At 73.2% G+C, this 19,052-nt stretch carries 15 protein-coding genes; 7 read left to right on the forward strand and 8 right to left on the reverse strand.

Features of this window, described 5'->3' with window-relative positions; all coding sequences use genetic code 11:
• Nucleotides 1–149: 149 nt before the first annotated feature.
• Nucleotides 150–1,937 (reverse strand): ABC transporter ATP-binding protein, encoded by a 1,788-nt coding sequence (locus tag Q0840_RS10820; RefSeq protein ID WP_298459479.1) that lies wholly within the window; start codon nt 1,935–1,937, stop codon nt 150–152.
• An 83-nt stretch (nt 1,938–2,020) separates the two neighbouring features.
• Here Q0840_RS10820 and Q0840_RS10825 point away from each other — a divergent pair, with 83 nt between their 5' ends.
• A complete protein-coding gene (locus tag Q0840_RS10825) occupies nt 2,021–2,614 on the forward strand; it encodes a hypothetical protein (RefSeq protein WP_298459480.1) in 594 nt (197 codons plus the stop codon).
• A gap of 11 nt (nt 2,615–2,625) precedes the next feature.
• Here the strand turns inward: Q0840_RS10825 and Q0840_RS10830 are convergent, their stop codons facing one another.
• The 6 genes from Q0840_RS10830 to Q0840_RS10855 all read right to left on the reverse strand — a co-directional run bounded on the left by Q0840_RS10830 (nt 2,626) and on the right by Q0840_RS10855 (nt 11,292).
• Entirely contained in the window at nt 2,626–3,750 is a 1,125-nt protein-coding gene (locus tag Q0840_RS10830) for an ABC transporter permease (RefSeq protein ID WP_298459481.1), read from the reverse strand.
• Nucleotides 3,747–5,267: an ABC transporter permease gene (locus Q0840_RS10835; RefSeq protein WP_298459482.1), complete on the reverse strand. Its 1,521-nt coding sequence runs from the start codon at nt 5,265–5,267 to the stop codon at nt 3,747–3,749. The genes Q0840_RS10830 and Q0840_RS10835 overlap by 4 nt, the downstream gene beginning before the upstream one ends.
• Before the next feature lie 343 nt (nt 5,268–5,610).
• Entirely contained in the window at nt 5,611–7,461 is a 1,851-nt protein-coding gene (locus Q0840_RS10840) for an ABC transporter family substrate-binding protein (RefSeq protein WP_298459483.1), read from the reverse strand.
• Nucleotides 7,462–7,779: 318 nt separating this feature from the next.
• On the reverse strand, nt 7,780–8,865 hold the full coding sequence (ychF, locus tag Q0840_RS10845) for a redox-regulated ATPase YchF (RefSeq protein ID WP_298459484.1): 1,086 nt from the start codon (nt 8,863–8,865) through the stop codon (nt 7,780–7,782).
• A gap of 22 nt (nt 8,866–8,887) precedes the next feature.
• Complete coding sequence (locus Q0840_RS10850) at nt 8,888–10,453, reverse strand: hypothetical protein (protein WP_298459485.1); 1,566 nt, start codon at nt 10,451–10,453, stop codon at nt 8,888–8,890.
• Entirely contained in the window at nt 10,438–11,292 is an 855-nt protein-coding gene (locus tag Q0840_RS10855) for an ABC transporter ATP-binding protein (protein WP_298459486.1), read from the reverse strand. Before Q0840_RS10855 ends, Q0840_RS10850 begins: the two co-directional genes overlap by 16 nt.
• A gap of 114 nt (nt 11,293–11,406) precedes the next feature.
• Here Q0840_RS10855 and rmuC point away from each other — a divergent pair, with 114 nt between their 5' ends.
• Entirely contained in the window at nt 11,407–12,855 is a 1,449-nt protein-coding gene (gene rmuC, locus Q0840_RS10860) for a DNA recombination protein RmuC (RefSeq protein WP_298459487.1), read from the forward strand.
• A gap of 125 nt (nt 12,856–12,980) precedes the next feature.
• On the opposite strand, the gene Q0840_RS10865 is transcribed toward rmuC, so the two are convergent.
• The gene (locus Q0840_RS10865; RefSeq protein ID WP_298459488.1) at nt 12,981–13,997 is read right to left on the reverse strand and encodes a 4-hydroxy-3-methylbut-2-enyl diphosphate reductase; all 1,017 of its coding nucleotides are present in this window, start codon (nt 13,995–13,997) and stop codon (nt 12,981–12,983) included.
• 70 nt (nt 13,998–14,067) lie between these two features.
• Between Q0840_RS10865 and xseA the strand changes: the two genes are divergently transcribed.
• From xseA to Q0840_RS10890, 5 genes are all read left to right on the forward strand, one after another.
• The gene (gene xseA, locus Q0840_RS10870; RefSeq protein ID WP_298459489.1) at nt 14,068–15,318 is read left to right on the forward strand and encodes an exodeoxyribonuclease VII large subunit; all 1,251 of its coding nucleotides are present in this window, start codon (nt 14,068–14,070) and stop codon (nt 15,316–15,318) included.
• 67 nt (nt 15,319–15,385) lie between these two features.
• Nucleotides 15,386–15,655 carry an exodeoxyribonuclease VII small subunit gene (locus Q0840_RS10875; protein ID WP_298459490.1) on the forward strand — a complete coding sequence of 90 codons (270 nt, stop codon included), beginning with the start codon at nt 15,386–15,388 and terminating at the stop codon, nt 15,653–15,655.
• Nucleotides 15,652–16,704, forward strand: a complete 1,053-nt coding sequence (locus Q0840_RS10880; protein ID WP_367183106.1) for a carbohydrate kinase — start codon at nt 15,652–15,654, stop codon at nt 16,702–16,704. Before Q0840_RS10875 ends, Q0840_RS10880 begins: the two co-directional genes overlap by 4 nt.
• A 57-nt stretch (nt 16,705–16,761) precedes the next feature.
• Entirely contained in the window at nt 16,762–17,424 is a 663-nt protein-coding gene (locus Q0840_RS10885; protein ID WP_298459491.1) for a carbonic anhydrase, read from the forward strand.
• Between the two features lie 143 nt (nt 17,425–17,567).
• The gene (locus Q0840_RS10890) at nt 17,568–18,995 is read left to right on the forward strand and encodes an aspartate ammonia-lyase (RefSeq protein ID WP_298459492.1); all 1,428 of its coding nucleotides are present in this window, start codon (nt 17,568–17,570) and stop codon (nt 18,993–18,995) included.
• Nucleotides 18,996–19,052: the final 57 nt, after the last annotated feature.

The raw sequence follows: 19,052 nt of genomic DNA on the forward strand, positions 1-19,052 counted from the left end.
GCGCCGCGTCAGGTGAGGGCGCACTGCCATCGATCGTACCCGGCGCCCCTGCGCGGCCGCGATGACGTGGGTCACGCCGGGGCAGCACGACGCCGCCCCGGCCGGGTGGTGCGCACGGCGGGGGCGGCGGGCGTCGGACGTCGGCGCCGTCAGGACGCGCGGGCGGCCTCCTCGGCGAGCAGCCGGTCGCGCGTCTCGCGGCGCAGGCGCTGCTCGTCGGGGTCCGGCACGGGGACCGCGGCGAGCAGCCGGCGCGTGTAGTCGTGCTGCGGGTCGCGCAGGATCTGGTCCCGCTCCCCCTGCTCCACGAGCTTGCCCTTGTGCATGACGGCGATCCGGCTGGACACGATCTCCACCACGGCCAGGTCGTGGCTGATGAACAGGCACGCGAAGCCGTACTCCTGCTGCAGCTCCTGGAACAGGTCCAGCACCTTGGCCTGCACGGAGACGTCCAGCGCTGAGGTCGGCTCGTCCGCGACGAGCAGCTTGGGCGACAGCGCGAGGGCGCGGGCGATCCCGACGCGCTGGCGCTGGCCGCCGGAGAGCTCGTGCGGGTAGCGGTTGCGCATCGCCCGGTCCAGGTGGACCTGATCGAGCAGCTTCTCGACCTGGCGGCTGAGCTCGGCCCCCTTGATGCCCTGGTGCAGCATCATCGGCTCGGCGATGGACTCACCGATCGGCAGCCGCGGGTTGAGCGACGAGCCCGGGTCCTGGAAGACGATGCCGACCTGGCTGCGCAGCGGCTGCAGGTCCTTGCGGGACGCCCCGACCATGTTCGTGCCGACGATGGACAGCTCACCGCCGGTCACCTCGAGCAGCCCGACGACGGCGCGGCCGATGGTGGTCTTGCCCGACCCGGACTCGCCCACCAGGCCGACGACCTCGCCCTGGTGGATGGTCAGGTCGACGCCGTCCACGGCCCGGAAGGCAGGCGTGCGGCCCCGCCCGGGGTACTCCACGACCATGTCCCGGGCCCGCAGCACCACGTCCCGACCGTCCGGGGTCGAGGCACCGGCACCCAGGGCGGTCGCCCCGGTCGCGGTCGTGGCGGCGGGCGCGGTCACCGGGGCCGTCGCCCCGGTGACGCCGGACGTCGTCGGCTCCGTGCGGCCGGTGGCGGTGCGCCCGAGGTGCGGGACCGACGCCAGGAGCGTCTTGGTGTAGTCGTGCTGCGGCGAGGCGAAGATGTCGTGCGCCGAGCCCTCCTCGACGATCCGGCCGTCCTTCATCACGATGATCCGGTCGGCCATGTCGGCGACGACGCCCATGTCGTGGGTGATCAGGACGATCCCGGAGTTGATCCGGGTGCGCAGGTCGTGCAGCAGCTTGAGGATCTCCGCCTGGACCGTCACGTCCAGAGCCGTGGTCGGCTCGTCCGCGATCAGCAGGCGCGGTTCGCACGCGATGGCCTGGGCGATCATGGCGCGCTGCCGCTGGCCGCCGGACAGCTGGTGCGGGTAGGAGTCGAACCGGCGCTCGGGCTCGGGGATCTCCACCAGGCTGAGCAGCTCGATCGCGCGGGCCTTGGCGTCCGCCGGGCCCATCTCGAAGTGGGTCCGCAGCGTCTCCACGATCTGGAAGCCGACCGTGTAGACGGGGTTCAGGGCGGTCATCGGCTCCTGGAAGATGACCGCGACCTCCTTGCCGCGGATGCGGCGCAGACGGCCCGCGGACATCCCGATGAGCTCGCGGTCGCCCAGCTTCGCGCTGCCGGTGGCGCGGCCGTTGGGCGGCAGCAGCCCGAGCAGGGACATCGACGACTGGGTCTTGCCCGACCCGGACTCGCCCACGATCGCCAGGACCTCACCCGGGTGCACGTCGTACGTCATGCCGACGGCCGCGGGGAACCACTGGCCGTCGACGAAGAAGTCGACCGCCAGGTCGCGGACCGTCAGGACGGGCTCGGCGCCCGCGGTGTGGGAGGTGTCGGGGGTCACGATGATCAGGATCCTCTCGGGACGCGCACCGCTGCCAGCGGGGTCGGTACGGCGGGCGTGGTGGGTTCTGCGAGCATGAGGCGGTGGCCCCGACGGACGTGTACGGATCGACACCCGGCCGCGTGCTGACGGCCGCCACGGCGGTCGCCGCGGTGGCGCTGGTCGCCGCGCTGGCGCCCGACGTCGGGCCCCGCGACCTGGTGCTCGCCGCCAGCCTGGCCGCCCTGGCCGTGCTCGGGGTCTGGGCGACGCTGGGCCGGCCGTGCGTGGAGGTGTCCGACGGCACGGTGGTCCTGCGCAACGTGACGCGCACCGTGACGCTGCCGTGGCCGACCGTGGTCGGCGTGGAGGTCGGCTGGTCCCTCGTGGTGCGGTCGACGCACGGCCGGTGGACGGCGTGGGCCGCACCGCGCGGCAGCACCGCGGTCCGGGGCCCGCGGCGTGGCGTGCGCGACGACGAACGGTCCGGCGCCGGCCGACGCCGCCCCGCGACCGCGCAGGTCGTCGCCGCGGAGATCGACGAGCGGCTGGCGAGCCTGCGTGCGGCCGGCCACCTCGACGACGCGCAGCGCCTGGCCGCCGCGCACGGCATCACGCCCGGCGTGCGGTGGCACACCGGCACGCTGGCGTCCGCCGCGGCGCTGGTCGCCGTGGCGGTGGCCACGCGCGTGATCTGACCGGCGCACGCTCAGCGCCCGCTCCGCGGCCCGCCGGCGCCGCCGAGGTCCCCGTCGCGCGCATCCGGCGCCGCGGCGCGGCCCGAGCTCGCGTCGAGCACGCCGGGCGTCTCGGCCCGGTCCAGGCGCTGCGCGCGCTCCATCTTGCGTCGCGACGGGATGCGCTTCTGCCGCGGGTCGAAGGCGTCCCGCAGGCCGTCGCCGATGAAGTTGACGCTCAGCGCGATGAGCACGATGAACAGACCGGGCCACCAGAACAGCCAGGGCCGCGTGGAGAACGCGCTCTGGTACTCGCTGATCAGACGACCCAGCGAGACGTCCGGCGGCTGGATGCCGAACTGCAGGAAGGACAGCGCCGTCTCCAGCAGGATCGCGGTGCTCATGAGCAGGGTCGTGCTCACGATGATGACGCCGACCGCGTTGGGCAGGATGTGCTTGAAGATGATGCGCGAGCTGCTCGCCCCCGCGACACGGGCGGCGTCGACGAACTCCCGCTCGCGCAGCGTGAGGAACTCCCCGCGCACGAGGCGAGCGAGGCTCGGCCACAGGATGACGCCCAGGAAGATCGCGAACAGGGTCGGGCTGATGCCGGCGAAGATCCGGCCGATGACGGCGCCGATGACGATCGTCGGGATGGTGATGACCAGGTCCGTGCCGCGCATGAGCAGCGTGTCCAGGCGACCGCGGAAGAAGCCCGACAGCGAGCCGACCGCCACGCCGATGACGCATGCGACGATGCTGATGATCGCCATGATGCGCAGCGAGGTCTGCGTCCCGAGCATCACCAGGGCGAAGATGTCGCGCCCGATCTCGTCCTGGCCGAACGGGTGCTCGCCCCACGCGAAGCCGTCCCCGCCGAGCCACGTGGGCAGGCTCGCGGTGGGCCCGCCCTGCGGGTTCACGACCGGACCCGGGGCTCCGGTCTGCGTCCACCAGCCGGGGATCGGACCGACGCCCATGGAGCTGAAGGCGAGCACGATGATCGCCAGCAGGGTGGCCAGGCCGACGAGCGCACCCTTGTGACGGAAGAAGCGCCGTCGGACGATCTGGCCCTGCGACAGGCCGGCGACGTCCCGCAGCTCGATCGCGTTCTCGAGCTTGTCGTCCGGCGGGGTGGCGTTCATGGAGGTGCTCATGCGTCCAACCTGATTCGGGGGTCGACGACCGCGTAGACGATGTCCGCGACGATGTTGGCGATGATGGCCAGGGCGGCCGTGATCATGAGGTAGGCCATCACGGGCTCGATCTCCGCGTTGCGGAGGGACTCGACGAACAGCAGGCCCATCCCCGGTCGGGCGAAGACCGTCTCGGTGATCACCGCGCCGCCGATGAGGGTGATGACGTCGATGGGGACGATCGTCGCGAGCGGGATGAGGGTGTTGCGGAACCCGTGCCGCACGACCACGACCCGCTCCGGGAGCCCCTTCGCGCGTGCGGTGCGGATGTAGTCCTGGTTCATCACCTCGAGCATGCTCGAGCGCGAGTACCGCGTGTACGCGGCGAAGGCGATGAGGATGAGGGTCAGGGTGGGCAGCAGCAGGTGGGTCAGCGAGTCGAGGATGCCCACCCAGAAGTTGCCGCCGAGGTTGGGGGTCCGGTCACCGAAGGTGGGGATCGGACGGCTGCGCAGTGCGTCGTAGTACGGCGGCCACACCTGCATGACCTGGTCGGCCACGATGAGGACGCCCACGACGAAGGCCGTCAGCGCCGCCGCGCGGGCCGAGACCCCGCGGTCCGGCCCGCCGAACAGGTAGCCGATCAGGAGGCCGACCGCGATCGTGACCAGGCCCAGACCGGCGAGCAGCCAGTTGGACAGCGGCAGAGCGTCGAAGACCTGCTGCATGGGGAAGAAGAGCACGACCCCGAGCGCGACCGTCGTGAGCGAGGCGTAGAGCGCGCGCCGGTTCTGCAGGCCCGCGATGATCGCCACGATCGCCAGCGCTGCGGCGACCCCGAGCACGGCCAGCAGGACGGGTCCCACTCGTGGCTGCAGCCACCAGTTGGTGAGCTGGAGGAACGCGAACATCGCGAACGTGGCCGCCGCGGCCACCACCAGCGTCTGCACCCGGCGCCGACCGCCGCCGCCGACGGCGAGCATCCACAGCAGCCCGCTGAGCAGGGCGATCGCCGCGATGACCACCCAGGAGATCACCGGGTCGCCGAGGAAGTCGTTGAAGCCGATGGCGCCCCACTGCTTGAGCAGGACGGCGACCCAGAAGGACGGCAGGGAGTACAGCAGGAACGACACGAAGATGATGATGTAGTCGAAGGCCGCGTACTGACGCAGCGCGCTGACGATGCCGACCGCGACACCGAGCACCAGCGACAGCAGCGTCGCGGCAGTGACCAGCTCGAGGGTCGATCCGATCGCGCGGGAGATCAGCACGGTGACGGCCTGGCCGGTACGCCAGGCCACACCGAAGTCACCGGTGACCGCGTTGCCCAGCCAGCCGAAAAAGCGCACCACCGGGTTGACGTCGAGCTGGAGCTGCTCGATGCGCTGGTCGATCAGCTGCGCCTTGTTGGGCGCCGTGCTCTGGCGCAGGTCCGCGAGCGGGTCCATGGCGGCGTCGACGAGCAGGTACATCAGGAAGAGCGCCACGAAGAGCGTGACGAGGCCCGCCAGCACGCGGCGGGTCAGAAAGGTCAGCACCGGGGATTCCTTGCGGTCGGCGAAAGGACTGGCGGTCAGCGGGTGATCCTAGCCCCGCCGGGAAGGGCGCAACGTCGCCGCGACGCTCGCGGCGGCGACGACGCCACCGCCCGTCACGCGGGAGGTCCGGGCCGGGCGACGCCGTCCGGGGACCGTGCACGGCGGCTGGTGGCCGCGGCTGGTGGCGGCCGGCGGGGGCGACTCCGGCGGCGACGTCGGACGGCGGCACGCGAAGGGCGCCGGGACGACTCGTCCCGGCGCCCTTGCCAAGCGGGCGGTCAGCCGGCCGGTGGACGGTGCTCAGGCACCGTCCACCGGCCCGGACCGGTGTGTCGACCCTGGGTCACTCGGTCGCGTCGGTGCCCGGCTCCCAGTCCCAGTAGCCGTAGAAGATCGTCGGGTTGATCGGGATCTTCGAGACGTTGGTGATGGCCGACGGGTTCCACGCCGTCACGCCGGGGAACTGGAAGATGGTGACGCCGAAGGCGTCCTCGACCAGGTGGGCCTCGACGTCGGCCAGGATCTCCTCCTGGCGAGCCTCGTCCGTGGTGACCTGGAGCTCGTCGAAGAGCGCGTCGACCTCCGGGTTGCTGTACCCGTAGAAGTTGTTCGTCGCGCCCGTGCGGTAGTTGGCGTCCGACTCCGTCACCGCGGTCGACTCCGACTGCCAGCCGAACAGCGCCGCGTCGTAGAAGCTGGTGGCGCTGCCGAGGTCGGTGCCCCAGTCCGTCTGCACCTGGTACGGGACGACCTCGAAGCCGGCCTCACGTGCCGACGCCGCGATCAGCTCGTACTCGTTCTGACGACGCGGGTTGTTCGGGTCGAACAGCAGGCGGACGTTGACCGGGCCGGCGACGCCGGCCTCGGCCAGCAGGGCCGCGGCGGCCGCGGTGTCGGGCTGGCCGTACTGCTCCGTCATGCCGTTCTCGGCCGAGATGGCGTCGTACATCGGCGACCCCGGCACGACCGTGTAGGAGTTGCGCAGCTCGGCGTTCGGGTTGAGCGGCGTGATCAGACGGTCGACGATCTGCTGGCGCGGGATCGTCTTGAGGAACGCCTGGCGCACGGCCTTGGCCTTCTCCGCGTCGCCGCCGTAGGTGGCGGGGTCGAACGGCCCACCGTTGGCGAACTGCAGGTCGACGTGCTCGTAGGTGCCCTCGTCGGCGCTGAGCACCTCGATGCCGTCCATGCCCTCGAGCGCGGTGAGCACGTCGGCGGTCGCCTGCGGGCTGATGAGGTCGACCTCACCGTTCTGCAGCGCCTGGACCTGACCCATGGGGTCGCCGTTCCAGCGGACCGTGACCTCCTCGATCGACGCCGGGCGGTCGCCCTCGTAGTCGGGGTTGGCCTTGAGGGTGACGAACTGGTCGGCCACCATCTCGGTCATCACGTACGCGCCGTTGGACAGGTACAGACCCTCGTCCTCGGGGAGCTCGGTGTAGTTGAAGTCCTCGCTCCACACCTTCGAGATCGCGGCGAGCGCCTCGGTGTCCTCGTCGTTGATCGCGTCCACGAGGGCCTGGGTGGCCTCCTCGGGGTCCTCGATGTCGAGGGCGCGCTGGGCGACGACGTGCGCCGGCAGGTTGACGTCGAACGCCACCTCCCAGTCGGCGAAGGGCTTGGAGTAGGTCACCGACAGGGAGTCGCCGTCGATCTCCGGCGTCTCCTCGATGAGCGCGACCGACGGGCTGGCGGCGTCGAAGTAGATGCCGGCGTCGATGGCGTCCTGGTTGGTGACGTTGCCCTCCTCGTCGAACTCGGGCTCCACGTTGTTGAACGTGCCGCTCTGGGCGGCCCACTCCAGCAGGAGGTCGGCCGGGGTGACCGGGACGCCGTCGGACCACATGGCGGTGTCCGCGAGCGTGTACTCGATCTGCAGCGGGTCCTCGGAGACGACCTCGTACGTGCCGAACGACTCGTCCTGGACGAGGTTGAGATCCTCGTCGTAGTAGTTGAACCCGCTCTTCATCAGGTACGTGATGACGCTGTTCGCCGTCGCGTTACCCGTGATGCTCTCGGTGTTGTACGAGTAGAACGGCTGGTTCCAGGCGATGTTGACGGCGGACTCGGTGTTGATCCCGGCGTTGTCGTCCTCCGGGGTGTCACCCTCCCCGGTTTCACCCGAGCACGCGGTGAGCACCAGGGCGCTCGCTGCGAGGGTCGCGACGAGCGCGGACCTGCGTGTAGACCTCAATGTTCCTCCTACAAGGATTCGGTGGACTGCACCGCACGGCCGACCGCTGGTCGGCGACGCCGAGCGCAGGCGGCATCCACCTATGGATGGCTGGGAGCGTACAGGCGCCGAATCGGACATCTCGGACACGCAACAGAGCGTGACCCGTTTTGTTACCCATTCGAAACAGCTCGGCGAGCGGGCCGCGGGGCGCCCGCGCGTCGACCCGGTGGCGGGCGCGGCCGACCGGGCTGGCGGGCTGGCGGGGGCGGCTGCCCGGCGGCGCCGGACCGGGTGCGGCCGCCGGGGCCGACCCCGGCCGTCGTCCGGACGGCGGGGCTACACGTTGAACCGGAACTCGACGACGTCGCCGTCGGCCATCACGTAGTCCTTGCCCTCCACCCGGGCCTTGCCCGCTGCGCGCGCCGCGGCGACCGATCCGGCCGCGACGAGGTCCTCGAAGCCGATCACCTCGGCCTTGATGAACCCGCGCTGGAAGTCGGTGTGGATGACGCCGGCGGCCTGCGGCGCCGTCCAGCCCTGCCCGATGGTCCAGGCCCGGGCCTCCTTGGGGCCGGCCGTCAGGTAGGTCTGCAGGCCCAGGGTGTGGAACCCCACGCGCGCGAGCTGGTCGAGACCGGCCTCGGGCTGCCCGGACTCGGCGAGCATCTCCGCGGCCTCGTCGGGCTCGAGCTCGACGAGCTCGGACTCGAACTTGGCGTCGAGGAAGATCGCGTCCGCCGGTGCGACGAAGGCGCGCAGCTCCTCCTGCATCGCGGTGTCGGCCAGGCCGGCGTCGTCGGTGTTGAAGACGTAGATGAACGGCTTGGACGTCATGAGCTGCAGCTCGGCGACGCGCTCGGGGTCCAGGCCAGCCGCGGCGGCCCCCTGGAACAGGGTCGTGCCGGTCTCGAGGACCCGCTGCGCGCCGACGGCGGCGTCGAGCAGCGCCTGGTCCGCCTTCTTGCCGCGGACCTCCTTCTCCAGCCGCGGGACCGCCTTCTCCAACGTCTGCAGGTCGGCCAGGACCAGCTCGGTGTTGATCGTCTCGATGTCGTCCTTGGGCGAGACGCGGCCGTCGACGTGCACGACATCGGGATCGGCGAAGGCGCGGGTCACCTGGCAGATCGCGTCTGCCTCGCGGATGTTCGCCAGGAACTTGTTGCCCAGCCCCTCGCCCTCGCTCGCGCCCCGGACGATGCCCGCGATGTCGACGAACGACACCGTCGCCGGCACCACCCGCTCGCTGCCGAACACCTCCGCGAGGCGCCCGAGCCGGGGGTCCGGCAGCGGGACCACGCCCACGTTCGGCTCGATGGTCGCGAACGGGTAGTTCGCGGCCAGCACCTGCGCACGGGTCAGGGCGTTGAAGAGGGTGGACTTGCCGACGTTGGGCAGGCCGACGATGCCGATGGTGAGTGCCACGGGCGCCGAGTCTACGGGCCGGTCACGCCATGGCGACGACCTGCTGCATGAGCTCGGGACCGCGACGGTCGAACAGCCGAGCACCGAGCAGGACGCCCGCCACGAGCAGCACCGCCCCCAGCACCAGACCGACGGCGAGCGTGGCCAGTCCGAGCCCGGCGTCGCCGCGCACGATCGCCAGCACCCCCACCACCAGCTCGGGCAGCACGAGGAGCGTGAGCACCGTCCACCCGACCAGCTGCGTGAGGAGGTTCACCCCGCTGCCCCCGGTCGACGACGAGAACGGGCTCTGCCCCGACTGCGGGACCGGGTACAGGAACCGCGCGCTGACCACGCTCGACAGGCCGAGCGCCGTGAGCAGGATGCCGATCGACATGCCGAGCACGGCGAGCAGCGCATCCCACCGGTCGGTCCACCACACCGATCCGACAGCCAGGGCGAGGGTGAGCGGCACGGAGATCACCGCCGCGGCCACCACCCGCCCGGCGCGGTCGGCGCGCCCCGAGACGGCGCTGGAGACCTGCAGCCAGAACGCCGTGCCGTCGTAGGCGACGTCGGCGGAGATGGACCAGCCCATCAGGAAGGCGCTGAGCGGCGCGACGGCGAGCATGACCGCACCCCCGGGCGACCCGACGAAGTGGAGCAGGACCGGCAGCAACGGAACGATCACCAGTGAGGCCGCGTACCGCGGGTCGCGGACCCAGTACACGAGGCACCGGGCCGCCACGGCTCCGGTCGGCGTCCCCGGCAGCCGACCGATGAGCCCCAGGCCGCGGGTCCGTGCGGCGGCGCCCCGGGTCGCCGGCGGGGACTCGAGGGACCGCGTCAGCGCGAACGACCACACCACCGCGAGCCCACCGACCGTGGCGGCGGCCAGCAGCGTCCGGACCAGCGCGGACCCCCAGGCGCCGGTCGCCACGTCGCCGGGGATGGCCCACGGTGCGCCCAGGGGGGTCCAGGCCAGCGTCCGGGCGATGCCGGGCAGCGCCTGCGCGCCGTCGGCGACGACCGCTGCGATGCCGCTGAGCAGCGGTCCGAGCAGCATCAACGGGATCACGAGCAGGACGCCGGCGCCCTCCCGGAAGCGCCGCGAGCCGACCAGCCCGGCCAGCAGCGTGGTCCACGCACGCGCACCCACCACGCAGGTGGCCACCCCGAGCAGCGCCCCGACCAGCGCCGCAAGCACCGTCGCGGGCCCCCGGAACCAGCTCACCACGGTGCCCAGGGCGAGCAGCGTGGTCACCGCGCCGGGGACGCCCACCACGCCGGCGAGCCCGAGTCCGAGGAGCAGCTGGCGGCGCGGGACGGCGAAGGTCACGAAGCGCCGGGGGTCCAGGGTGGCGTCCACCCCGGACGCGACCAGCGGCACCACCCACCAGCCCACGACGGCGGCCGCACCGGCGAGCGTCAGCGCGACCGTGACCTCCGCGACCGGGACGAACGCCAGCGCGATCAGCCCCGCGCAGGCGATCACCACGATCCCCAGGCCGTACAGCGCGGCGAACGCCAGACCGACGACCTGCCAGGGACTGCGCCGCAGCCCGTTGCGCAGCAGGGCCAGCTTGAGCCGGATCAGGTGCGCAACCACGCCAGCCCCTCCCCCGTACCGCGACCGCCGACCAGCTCGACGAAGCGGTCCTCGAGCGAGAGGCCGCCGCGGACGTCCGCCACCGTGCCCGCCGCGAGGACACGCCCCTGCGCGACCACGGCGACGTGGTCGCACATCCGCTCGACGAGGTCCATGACGTGCGAGGAGACGATGACCGTGCCGCCCGTCGCGACGTAGGAGTGCAGGATGCTGCGGATGTTGGTCGCCGACACGGGGTCGACCGCCTCGAACGGCTCGTCCAGCACGAGCAGGCGCGGCGCGTGGATCAGCGCGGAGGCCAGCGCGACCTTCTTGGTCATGCCGGCCGAGTAGTCCACGACGAGCTTGTCGGCGTCGGCGGCGAGGTCCAGGGCACGCAGGAGGTCCTGGGTGCGCTCGGTGACGGTGGCGCGGTCCATCCCCCGCAGCAGCCCGGCGTAGGTGATGAGCTGGGCACCGGTCAGCCGGTCGAAGAGCCGGACGCCGTCCGGGAGCACACCGAGCATCCGCTTCGCGGCGGTCGGGTCCGCCCACAGCGGCCGCCCGTGCACCCACACCGCGCCGGCGTCCGGGCGCAGCAACCCGGTCGCCATGGACAGCGTGGTGGTCTTGCCCGCGCCGTTCGGCCCGACCAGCCCGAAGAACGACCCGGCCGGCACGTCCAGGTCCACCCCGGCGACGGCGACGTTGTCCCCGAACCGCTTCCACAGTCCGCGCAGCGCCAGGGCGGGCGCGGCCCGACCTGCGGGGGTGGACGCCGACGCCGCACCGGTCGAGAGCGCGGCGCCGTCCGAGCGACGCTCGGCCGGGTCCGGCGGAGGGCTCGGAGGCGTCGACATGCGGCCAGGGTAGCCACCGCCACCCACAGCCAGGCCGGCCCGCGCCGAGCACCCGGGGCGCGACCTGCCGCCGCGGGACGTCGGCGTGTGGGTGGCGGCTGGGACGCTCCACCCATGGAGCCGATGACCGTCCTCATCCTTGTCGCAGCCCTCGTGCTGGGGGGCGCTCTCGGCGCACTGCTCGCCGCGCGCCGGATGTCCGGCGCCGTGCAGGCCGCGCGGCTGACGTCGGCTCGAACCCAGGCCGAGCTGGCGGCCGAGCGCCGCAGCACCGAGGAGCGCGTCCGATCGCTGCAGGCGGACCAGGAGCAGCTCACCGACCGGTTCCGCGCCCTGGCCGCGGACGCGCTGGCGCTCAACAACGAGCAGTTCCTCGCCCTGGCCGACCAGCGTCTGCGGGCGAGCCAGCAGACCCACGCGGTCGAGGTCGCCCAGCGCGAGGAGGCGGTGCGCCAGCTCGTGCAGCCGCTGCACCGGACGCTGGAGCAGGTCCGCACGGAGCTCGGCACCGCGGAGAAGGAGCGGCTGACGGGGCAGTCGGCGCTGTCGGAGCAGGTCCGGGCCATGCGTGAGTCGTCGGAGATGCTGCGTTCGGAGACGGGGCGCCTGGTCACGGCACTGCGCTCGTCGCACGTGCGCGGCCGGTGGGGTGAGCTGCAGCTGCGCCGGGTGGTCGAGTCCGCCGGCATGCTCGAGCACGTCGACTTCGTCGAGCAGCACCACGTCCGCACCGACGACGGCCCGCAGCGCCCGGACCTGGTGGTGCGGCTGGCGGGCGGCAAGAGCATCGTCGTCGACGCGAAGGTGGCCTTCCTCGGCTACCTGGAGGCCACCCAGGCGACCGACGAGTCGGTGCGCGCCACCCGCCTCGCCGCCCACGCGCGGCACGTACGGCGGCACGTCGACGACCTCGCCGGCAAGCGGTACTGGGACCAGTTCGCCCCCTCACCCGAGTTCGTCGTGATGTTCGTGCCGGCGGAGGCGTTCTTCCACGCCGCCCTCGACCAGGACGGCACGCTGTTCGAGTACGCCTTCGAGCGCAACGTGGTGATCGCGACGCCCACGACGCTGCTGGCACTGCTCCGCACGGTGGCCTACGCCTGGCGCCAGGACGCGCTCGCCGAGAACGCCCAACAGGTGCTCACCCTGGGCAAGGAGCTGCACTCCCGGATCGCCACCCTGGGTGGCCACCTGACCCGGCTGGGCCGGGCGCTGGACGGCGCCGCCGCCGCGTACAACGGCACGGTCGCCAGCCTGGAGACGCGCGTGCTGGTCAGCGCCCGGCGGTTCAAGGACCTCGATGTCACCGGGACGGACCTGGCCACACCACCCCCGGCAGACCCGCGACTGTCGGCGCTCAGTGCGCCCGAGCTGCTGGGCGCCGACGACGAGCCGCCCGCGCCGGTCGGCGTGGTGCCGATCGACCGCCACACCCATCCCGAGCTCCGGACCGCGCCGCGGGTCGACGGCTCGGGGCCGCAGCATCGTGGGTCGGCGGCGGCGACGCTGCCCGACTCGGCGACCGGCGGGCCCGACGAGGCCCGGGAGGGTCTGACCGGCTGACCGAGCAGCCGGCTGACCGAGCGGCCGGGCGCCGGGTGCTATCGGCGACGGAGCTCGACCGTCGGCCGGTCAGACGTGCCGCGTCACACCTGCGCGGTGACACCGGCGCGGTCGGACCCCCGCCGTCAGACCGGCTCGACGGTTAGCTCGCGGCGCGCGCCGCGGCGCGGGGTGGCGACCGGGCTGCCGGCGCTCTTGAGGTCCGTGCGGAGCTCACGCGGCAGGGAGAACATGAGGTCCTCGGTGGCGGTGCGGACCTCCTCGACGTCGTCGAACCCGAGGCCGGCCAGCAGCTCGAGCACGTCCCGCACGAGGATCTCCGGGACGGACGCCCCCGAGGTGACTCCCACGGTCGTCGCGCCGTCGAACCAGGCCGGGTCGATCTCGCTGGCCCGGTCGACCCGGTACGACGCCCGCGCACCGGCGTCCAGCGCGACCTCGACGAGGCGGACCGAGTTCGACGAGTTGGCCGACCCCACGGTCACGACCACGTCGCAGTGCGGCGCGAGCTTCTTGACCGCCACCTGGCGGTTCTGGGTCGCGTAGCAGATGTCGTCGCTGGGCGGGTCCTGCAGGGTCGGGAAGCGCTCACGCAGGCGGCGCACCGTCTCCATGGTCTCGTCGACCGACAGGGTCGTCTGCGAGATCCACACCACCTTGTCGGGATCGCGGACCGTCACCGCGTCGACCTCCTGCGGCGAGTTGACCACCTGGACGTGCTCGGGCGCCTCGCCGGCGGTGCCCTCGACCTCCTCGTGACCGTCGTGGCCGATCAGGAGGATGTCGTAGTCGTCGGCCGCGAACCGGACGGCCTCCTTGTGGACCTTGGTGACCAGCGGGCAGGTCGCGTCGATCGTCTTGAGCGACCGGGCCGCCGCCGCGGCGTGCACGGCGGGCGAGACGCCGTGGGCGGAGAACACCACCCGGGCGCCCTCGGGGACCTCGTCGGTCTCCTCGACGAAGACCGCCCCGCGCTCGGTCAGGGTCTCCACGACGTACTTGTTGTGGACGATCTCCTTGCGGACGTACACCGGTGCGCCGTAGTGCTCGAGCGCCTTCTCCACCGCCACGACGGCGCGGTCGACCCCGGCGCAGTACCCGCGTGGGGCCGCCAACAGGACTCTCTTGCGCTGCTCGGTCACCCGGCCATGGTACGGGGCGATGCCGGCGCACCACCCGGGCGGCGGGTGTGGTCCGTGGCACGCTGGCCGGGTGACCGCCGAGGACGACCGCCCGCTGCCGCTGCCCGCGCGGGCCCTGGAGACGACCGCAGAGCGGCCGTGGCCGGTGCGGCTGCTGTCGGTGAAGATCGCGGACTACATCGCCAAGATGGCGCCGGTGTGGGTCGAGGGTCAGGTCGTCCAGCTCAACCGACGTGCCGATGCCGCCACCGCGTTCCTCGTGCTGCGCGACACCGACGCCGACATGTCGTTGCCGGTCTCGGTGCGCGCCCAGCTCCTGGCCTCGCTGGCGGTGCCGCTGCGGGAGGGCGCCCACGTCGTCGTGCGTGCACGTCCGACGTACTGGACCAAGCGCGGGTCCTTCTCCCTGCAGGCCGAGGACCTGCGCCCGGTGGGCGTCGGCGAGCTGCTGGCCCGCATCGAGCACCTCAAGCGCGTGCTGGCGTCCGAGGGGCTGTTCGACGCCGACCGCCGGGTCCCGCTGCCGTTCCTGCCGCACGTCGTCGGGCTGGTCTGCGGACGCGGCTCCAAGGCGGAGCACGACGTCGTCGTCAACGCCCGCGAGCGCTGGCCGGAGGTGCGGTTCGAGATCCGGGAGGTCGCGGTGCAGGGCACCGCGGCGGTGCCGCAGGTGAGCGCCGCGATCGCCGAGCTGGACGCCGACCCGCGGGTCGAGGTGATCGTGGTGGCGCGGGGCGGCGGCGCGGTGGAGGACCTGCTGCCGTTCAGCAACGAGATGCTGGTGCGCGCCGCCGCCGCCTGCCGCACACCGCTGGTCAGCGCGATCGGGCACGAGACCGACACCCCGCTGCTCGACCTGGTCGCCGACTACCGCGCGTCGACCCCCACCGACGCGGCGAAGCGGATCGTGCCGGACGTCACCGAGGAGCGCTCGCGCCTGGCTCAAGCCCGGCGGCGCATGCAGGCCGCGGTGACGCACCGGGTCGCGCGCGAGCAGTCCGCTCTGGAGGCGCTGCGGTCCCGCCCGGTGCTCGCCGACCCGCAGACGGTCGTGGAGGCCCGCGCGCTGGACGTCCGCGCCCGCCGTGACGCCGGGCGCCGGGCGCTGGACGTCGTCCTGGCCCGCGGCGCCGCCGAGACGCAGCGGCTGGCCGCTCAGGTGCGAGCACTGTCCCCCGCAGCCACGCTCGAGCGTGGCTACGCCGTCGTGCAGCGGCCCGGCGGCGCGGTGGTGCGCGACGCGAGCGAGGTGGCCGACGGCGAGCGGCTGCGCGTGCGTGTCGCCCGCGGTGAGCTGACCGTCCGGGCGCTGCGGGCCTGACCGGGGCGCAGAACGCACCGCACCGCCGGTGCCCGGTGCGCGCGCGGCCGCGGTGGATACTGGCTCCGTGCCCTCCACCCCCACGCCACCCCCGAGCACCGACGCGGGGCCGGACGTGTCCGCCCTGAGCTACGAGCAGGCCCGCGACGACCTCGTGGCCGTGGTCGCCCGCCTGGAGGCGGGCGGCGCGACCCTTGAGGAGTCGCTCGCCCTGTGGGAGCGCGGCGAGGCCCTGGCCCGCCGCTGCCAGCAGTGGCTCGACGGTGCACGCGAGCGGCTCGCCGCCGCCCAGTCCGCGGACCTGACGCCCTCCGGCGACCGGCAGGCCGACGCGTGAGCGGCGCCGACCCGGCCACGCGCGCGGGCACGTCCGCCGGCACGACCACCGGCCTGGCCACCGGCACCGGCACGTCCACGGACGTGGGCGCCCGGGACCGCACCGGTCCCCGCGCGCTCGTGGTGGGCGAGGCGCTGGTCGACGTGGTGCGCCGCACCGACGGCACCGTCGACGAGCACCCGGGCGGCAGCCCCGCCAACGTCGCGCTGGGGCTGGCGCGGCTGGGCCGACCGGTGGAGCTGCTCACCTGGGTGGGCACCGACGACCGGGGTCGCGCGGTCCGTGAGCACCTGGAGTCCGCCGGGGTGCGGCTGTCCCCGGGCAGCGACGGCGCGCGCGCGACGTCGGTCGCTACCGCGACCCTGGACGGGGACGGCGCGGCCACCTACACCTTCGACCTGGACTGGCAGGTCCCCAGCGACCACGCCGTCGACCTCGGGGACGTCGTGGCGGTGCACAGCAGCACGATCGGGGCCGCCCTGGAGCCGGGGGGTACCGACGTCCTGCGGCTGCTGGCCGAGGCACGGGTCGACGCGACCATCACCTACGACCCGAACATCCGCCCGGACCTGCTCGGCGACCCGCAGGCGGCGCGCGACCTCGTCGAGCGGCTCGTCGTGCTCGCCGATGTCGTGAAGGTCAGCGACGAGGACCTCGCGTGGCTCGCGCCCGGGGTCGAGCCGCGCGACGTGGCGCTGCGTTGGGCGTCGCGCGGTCCGGCGCTGGTGGTGGTGACCCGTGGCGGCGAGGGCGCGCTCGCGGTGACCGCCGGCGGCGTCGAGCTCACGGTGACGGCGCCACGGGTGCAGGTCGCCGACACCGTGGGGGCCGGGGACTCGTTCATGTCAGGGCTGCTGGACGGGTTGTGGTCGGCGGGGCTGCTCGGCGCCTCGCACCGCATCGCCCTCGGCGGCGCGGGCAGCGAGGTGCTCGGGCCCGTGCTCGAGCGGTGCGCGCGGATCGCGGCGATCACGGTGTCGCGTCCCGGGGCGAACCCGCCCCGCGCCGACGAGCTGGACGACGACACGGGCGACCCGGTCACGGCCTGAGGCGCCGCGTCGCGGGCGGGGGCGCGACACGCCCGTCGGACCTGTCAGGATGCCGCCATGTCTCCCACCATGACTCCCGCGGAAGCCTGGGCCACCCTCAAGGCGGGCAACGCCCGGTTCGTCGCCGGCGACATGGAGCACCCGTCGCAGAGCGCCGACCGCCGGGCCGAGGTCGCCCTGGAGCAGACCCCGTTCGCGGTCATCTTCGGCTGCGCCGACTCCCGCGTCGCCGCCGAGATCATCTTCGACCAGGGCCTGGGCGACCTGTTCGTCGTCCGGACCGCCGGGCACGTGCTCGACACCACCGTGGTCGGGTCCATCGAGTTCGGGGTGGACGTGCTCTCGACACCGCTCGTGGTGGTGCTGGCCCACGACCGCTGCGGAGCGGTGGCCGCGGCCACCCGCGCCCTGACCACCGGCGAGCTGCCGCGCGGATTCGTCCGCGCCATCGTCGACCGGGTCATCCCGAGCATCGTGGGGCTCAGCGACCGGGGGCCGGCCGGGCTGAAGTCCCTCGACGCGGCGACCCTCGGGCGCGAGCACACCCGCCACACCGTGCAGATGCTGCAGAGCTACTCCGCCGGCCTGGCGGAGGCGGTCGCCCAGGGACGCTGCGCCATCGTCGGCGCCGAGTACACCCTCGCCGACGGGCGGATCTCGCTCGTGGAGTGGGTCGGGGACATCGGCGAGCCCGGGGAGTCCCGCACCGTCTCGGCCTGAGGCGTCCCGGCCGGAGAGGTCCCGACCCGAGGACCCGGCCTGAACGGTCCCGGCCGGAGTCGTCGGCGGGCCGGCACGAACGCGCACCCCCGCCGCGGACGTCCGATTTCCGCGCCGCCCGCCATCGCGGCACGATGATCGCCATGAGCGACGACGCCGCCACCCAGTCCCCCGCCGGCCCCGACTTCCGCATCGAGCACGACACGATGGGCGAGGTCCGCGTGCCGGCCCAGGCGCTCTACCGCGCCCAGACGCAGCGGGCAGTGGAGAACTTCCCGATCTCCGGCACCCGGCTCGAGCGGAGCCACATCGAGGCGCTGGCCCGGATCAAGAAGGCCGCGGCGCAGGCCAACGCCGAGCTCGGCGTGCTGGACGCGGAGGTCGCCGGTGCGATCGTGGCCGCGGCGGACGAGGTCGCCCGCGGGGACCACGACGACCACTTCCCGATCGACATCTTCCAGACCGGCTCGGGCACGTCGTCGAACATGAACACCAACGAGGTGCTCGCGACGCTCGCGACCCGGCACCTCGGCCGTGACGTGCACCCGAACGACCACGTCAACGCCTCGCAGTCGTCCAACGACGTCTTCCCGACGTCGGTGCACCTCGCCGCGACCTCGGGCGTCGTGCGCGAGCTCGTGCCGGCGCTCGAGCACCTCGCCGAGGCGCTCGAGGCCAAGGCGACCGAGTTCGCCGAGGTGGTCAAGTCCGGACGCACCCACCTCATGGACGCCACCCCGGTCACCCTGGGTCAGGAGTTCGGCGGCTACGCGGCGGCGGTCCGCTACGGGATCGAGCGGCTGCAGGCCGCGCTCCCCCGCGCCGCCGAGGTGCCGCTCGGCGGCACCGCTGTCGGCACGGGCATCAACACCCCGGCGGGCTTCCCCCAGCGCGTCATCGCGCTGCTCGTGGAGGACACCGGCCTGCCGCTGACCGAGGCGCGCGACCACTTCGAGGCGCAGAGCAACCGGGACGGTCTCGTGGAGCTGTCCGGCGCGCTGCGCACGATCGCGGTGAGCCTGACCAAGATCTGCAACGACCTGCGGTGGATGGGGTCGGGTCCCAACACGGGGCTGGGCGAGATCGCCATCCCGGACCTGCAGCCGGGCTCGTCGATCATGCCGGGCAAGGTCAACCCCGTGATCCCCGAGGCGGTGCTCATGGTCGCCGCGCGGGTGATCGGCAACGACGCCACGGTGGCCTGGGCCGGCGCGACCGGGTCGTTCGAGCTCAACGTGCAGATCCCGGTCATCGCGCTGGGCGTCCTGGAGTCCGTGCGGCTGCTCGGCAACGCCTCGGTGGTGCTCGCGGACAAGACCGTGGCCGGCATCCAGGCCAACGTCGAGCGCGCGCGGGCGCTGGCGGAGTCGTCACCGTCGATCGTCACGCCACTCAACCGGGTGATCGGCTACGAGGCGGCGGCGAAGGTGGCCAAGCACGCCGTCGCCCACGGGATCACGGTCCGTGAGGCGGTCGTCGCGCTGGGCTTCGTGGAGCGCGGCGAGGTCACCGACGCCCAGCTCGACACGGCCCTGGACGTCATGGCGATGACCCGGCCGCCGACGGCGTGAGCACGTGCGGCCGCGTCGGGCACCGTCCAGCGGTGCCCGACGCGGCCGCGTCGTGGC

It is taken from the genome of uncultured Cellulomonas sp., from assembly GCF_947494015.1.
GTDB lineage: Bacteria > Actinomycetota > Actinomycetes > Actinomycetales > Cellulomonadaceae > Pengzhenrongella.

Excerpts from the sequence above, each read along its gene's own strand:
- Q0840_RS10830 (WP_298459481.1), bottom strand. The coding sequence starts at position 3,750 with ATGAGCACCTCCATGAACGCCACCCCGCCGGACGACAAGCTCGAGAAC.
- Q0840_RS10855 (WP_298459486.1), bottom strand. The coding sequence starts at position 11,292 with ATGTCGACGCCTCCGAGCCCTCCGCCGGACCCGGCCGAGCGTCGCTCG.
- rmuC (WP_298459487.1), top strand. The coding sequence starts at position 11,407 with ATGGAGCCGATGACCGTCCTCATCCTTGTCGCAGCCCTCGTGCTGGGG.
- Q0840_RS10885 (WP_298459491.1), top strand. The coding sequence starts at position 16,762 with ATGTCTCCCACCATGACTCCCGCGGAAGCCTGGGCCACCCTCAAGGCG.
- Q0840_RS10890 (WP_298459492.1), top strand. The coding sequence starts at position 17,568 with ATGAGCGACGACGCCGCCACCCAGTCCCCCGCCGGCCCCGACTTCCGC.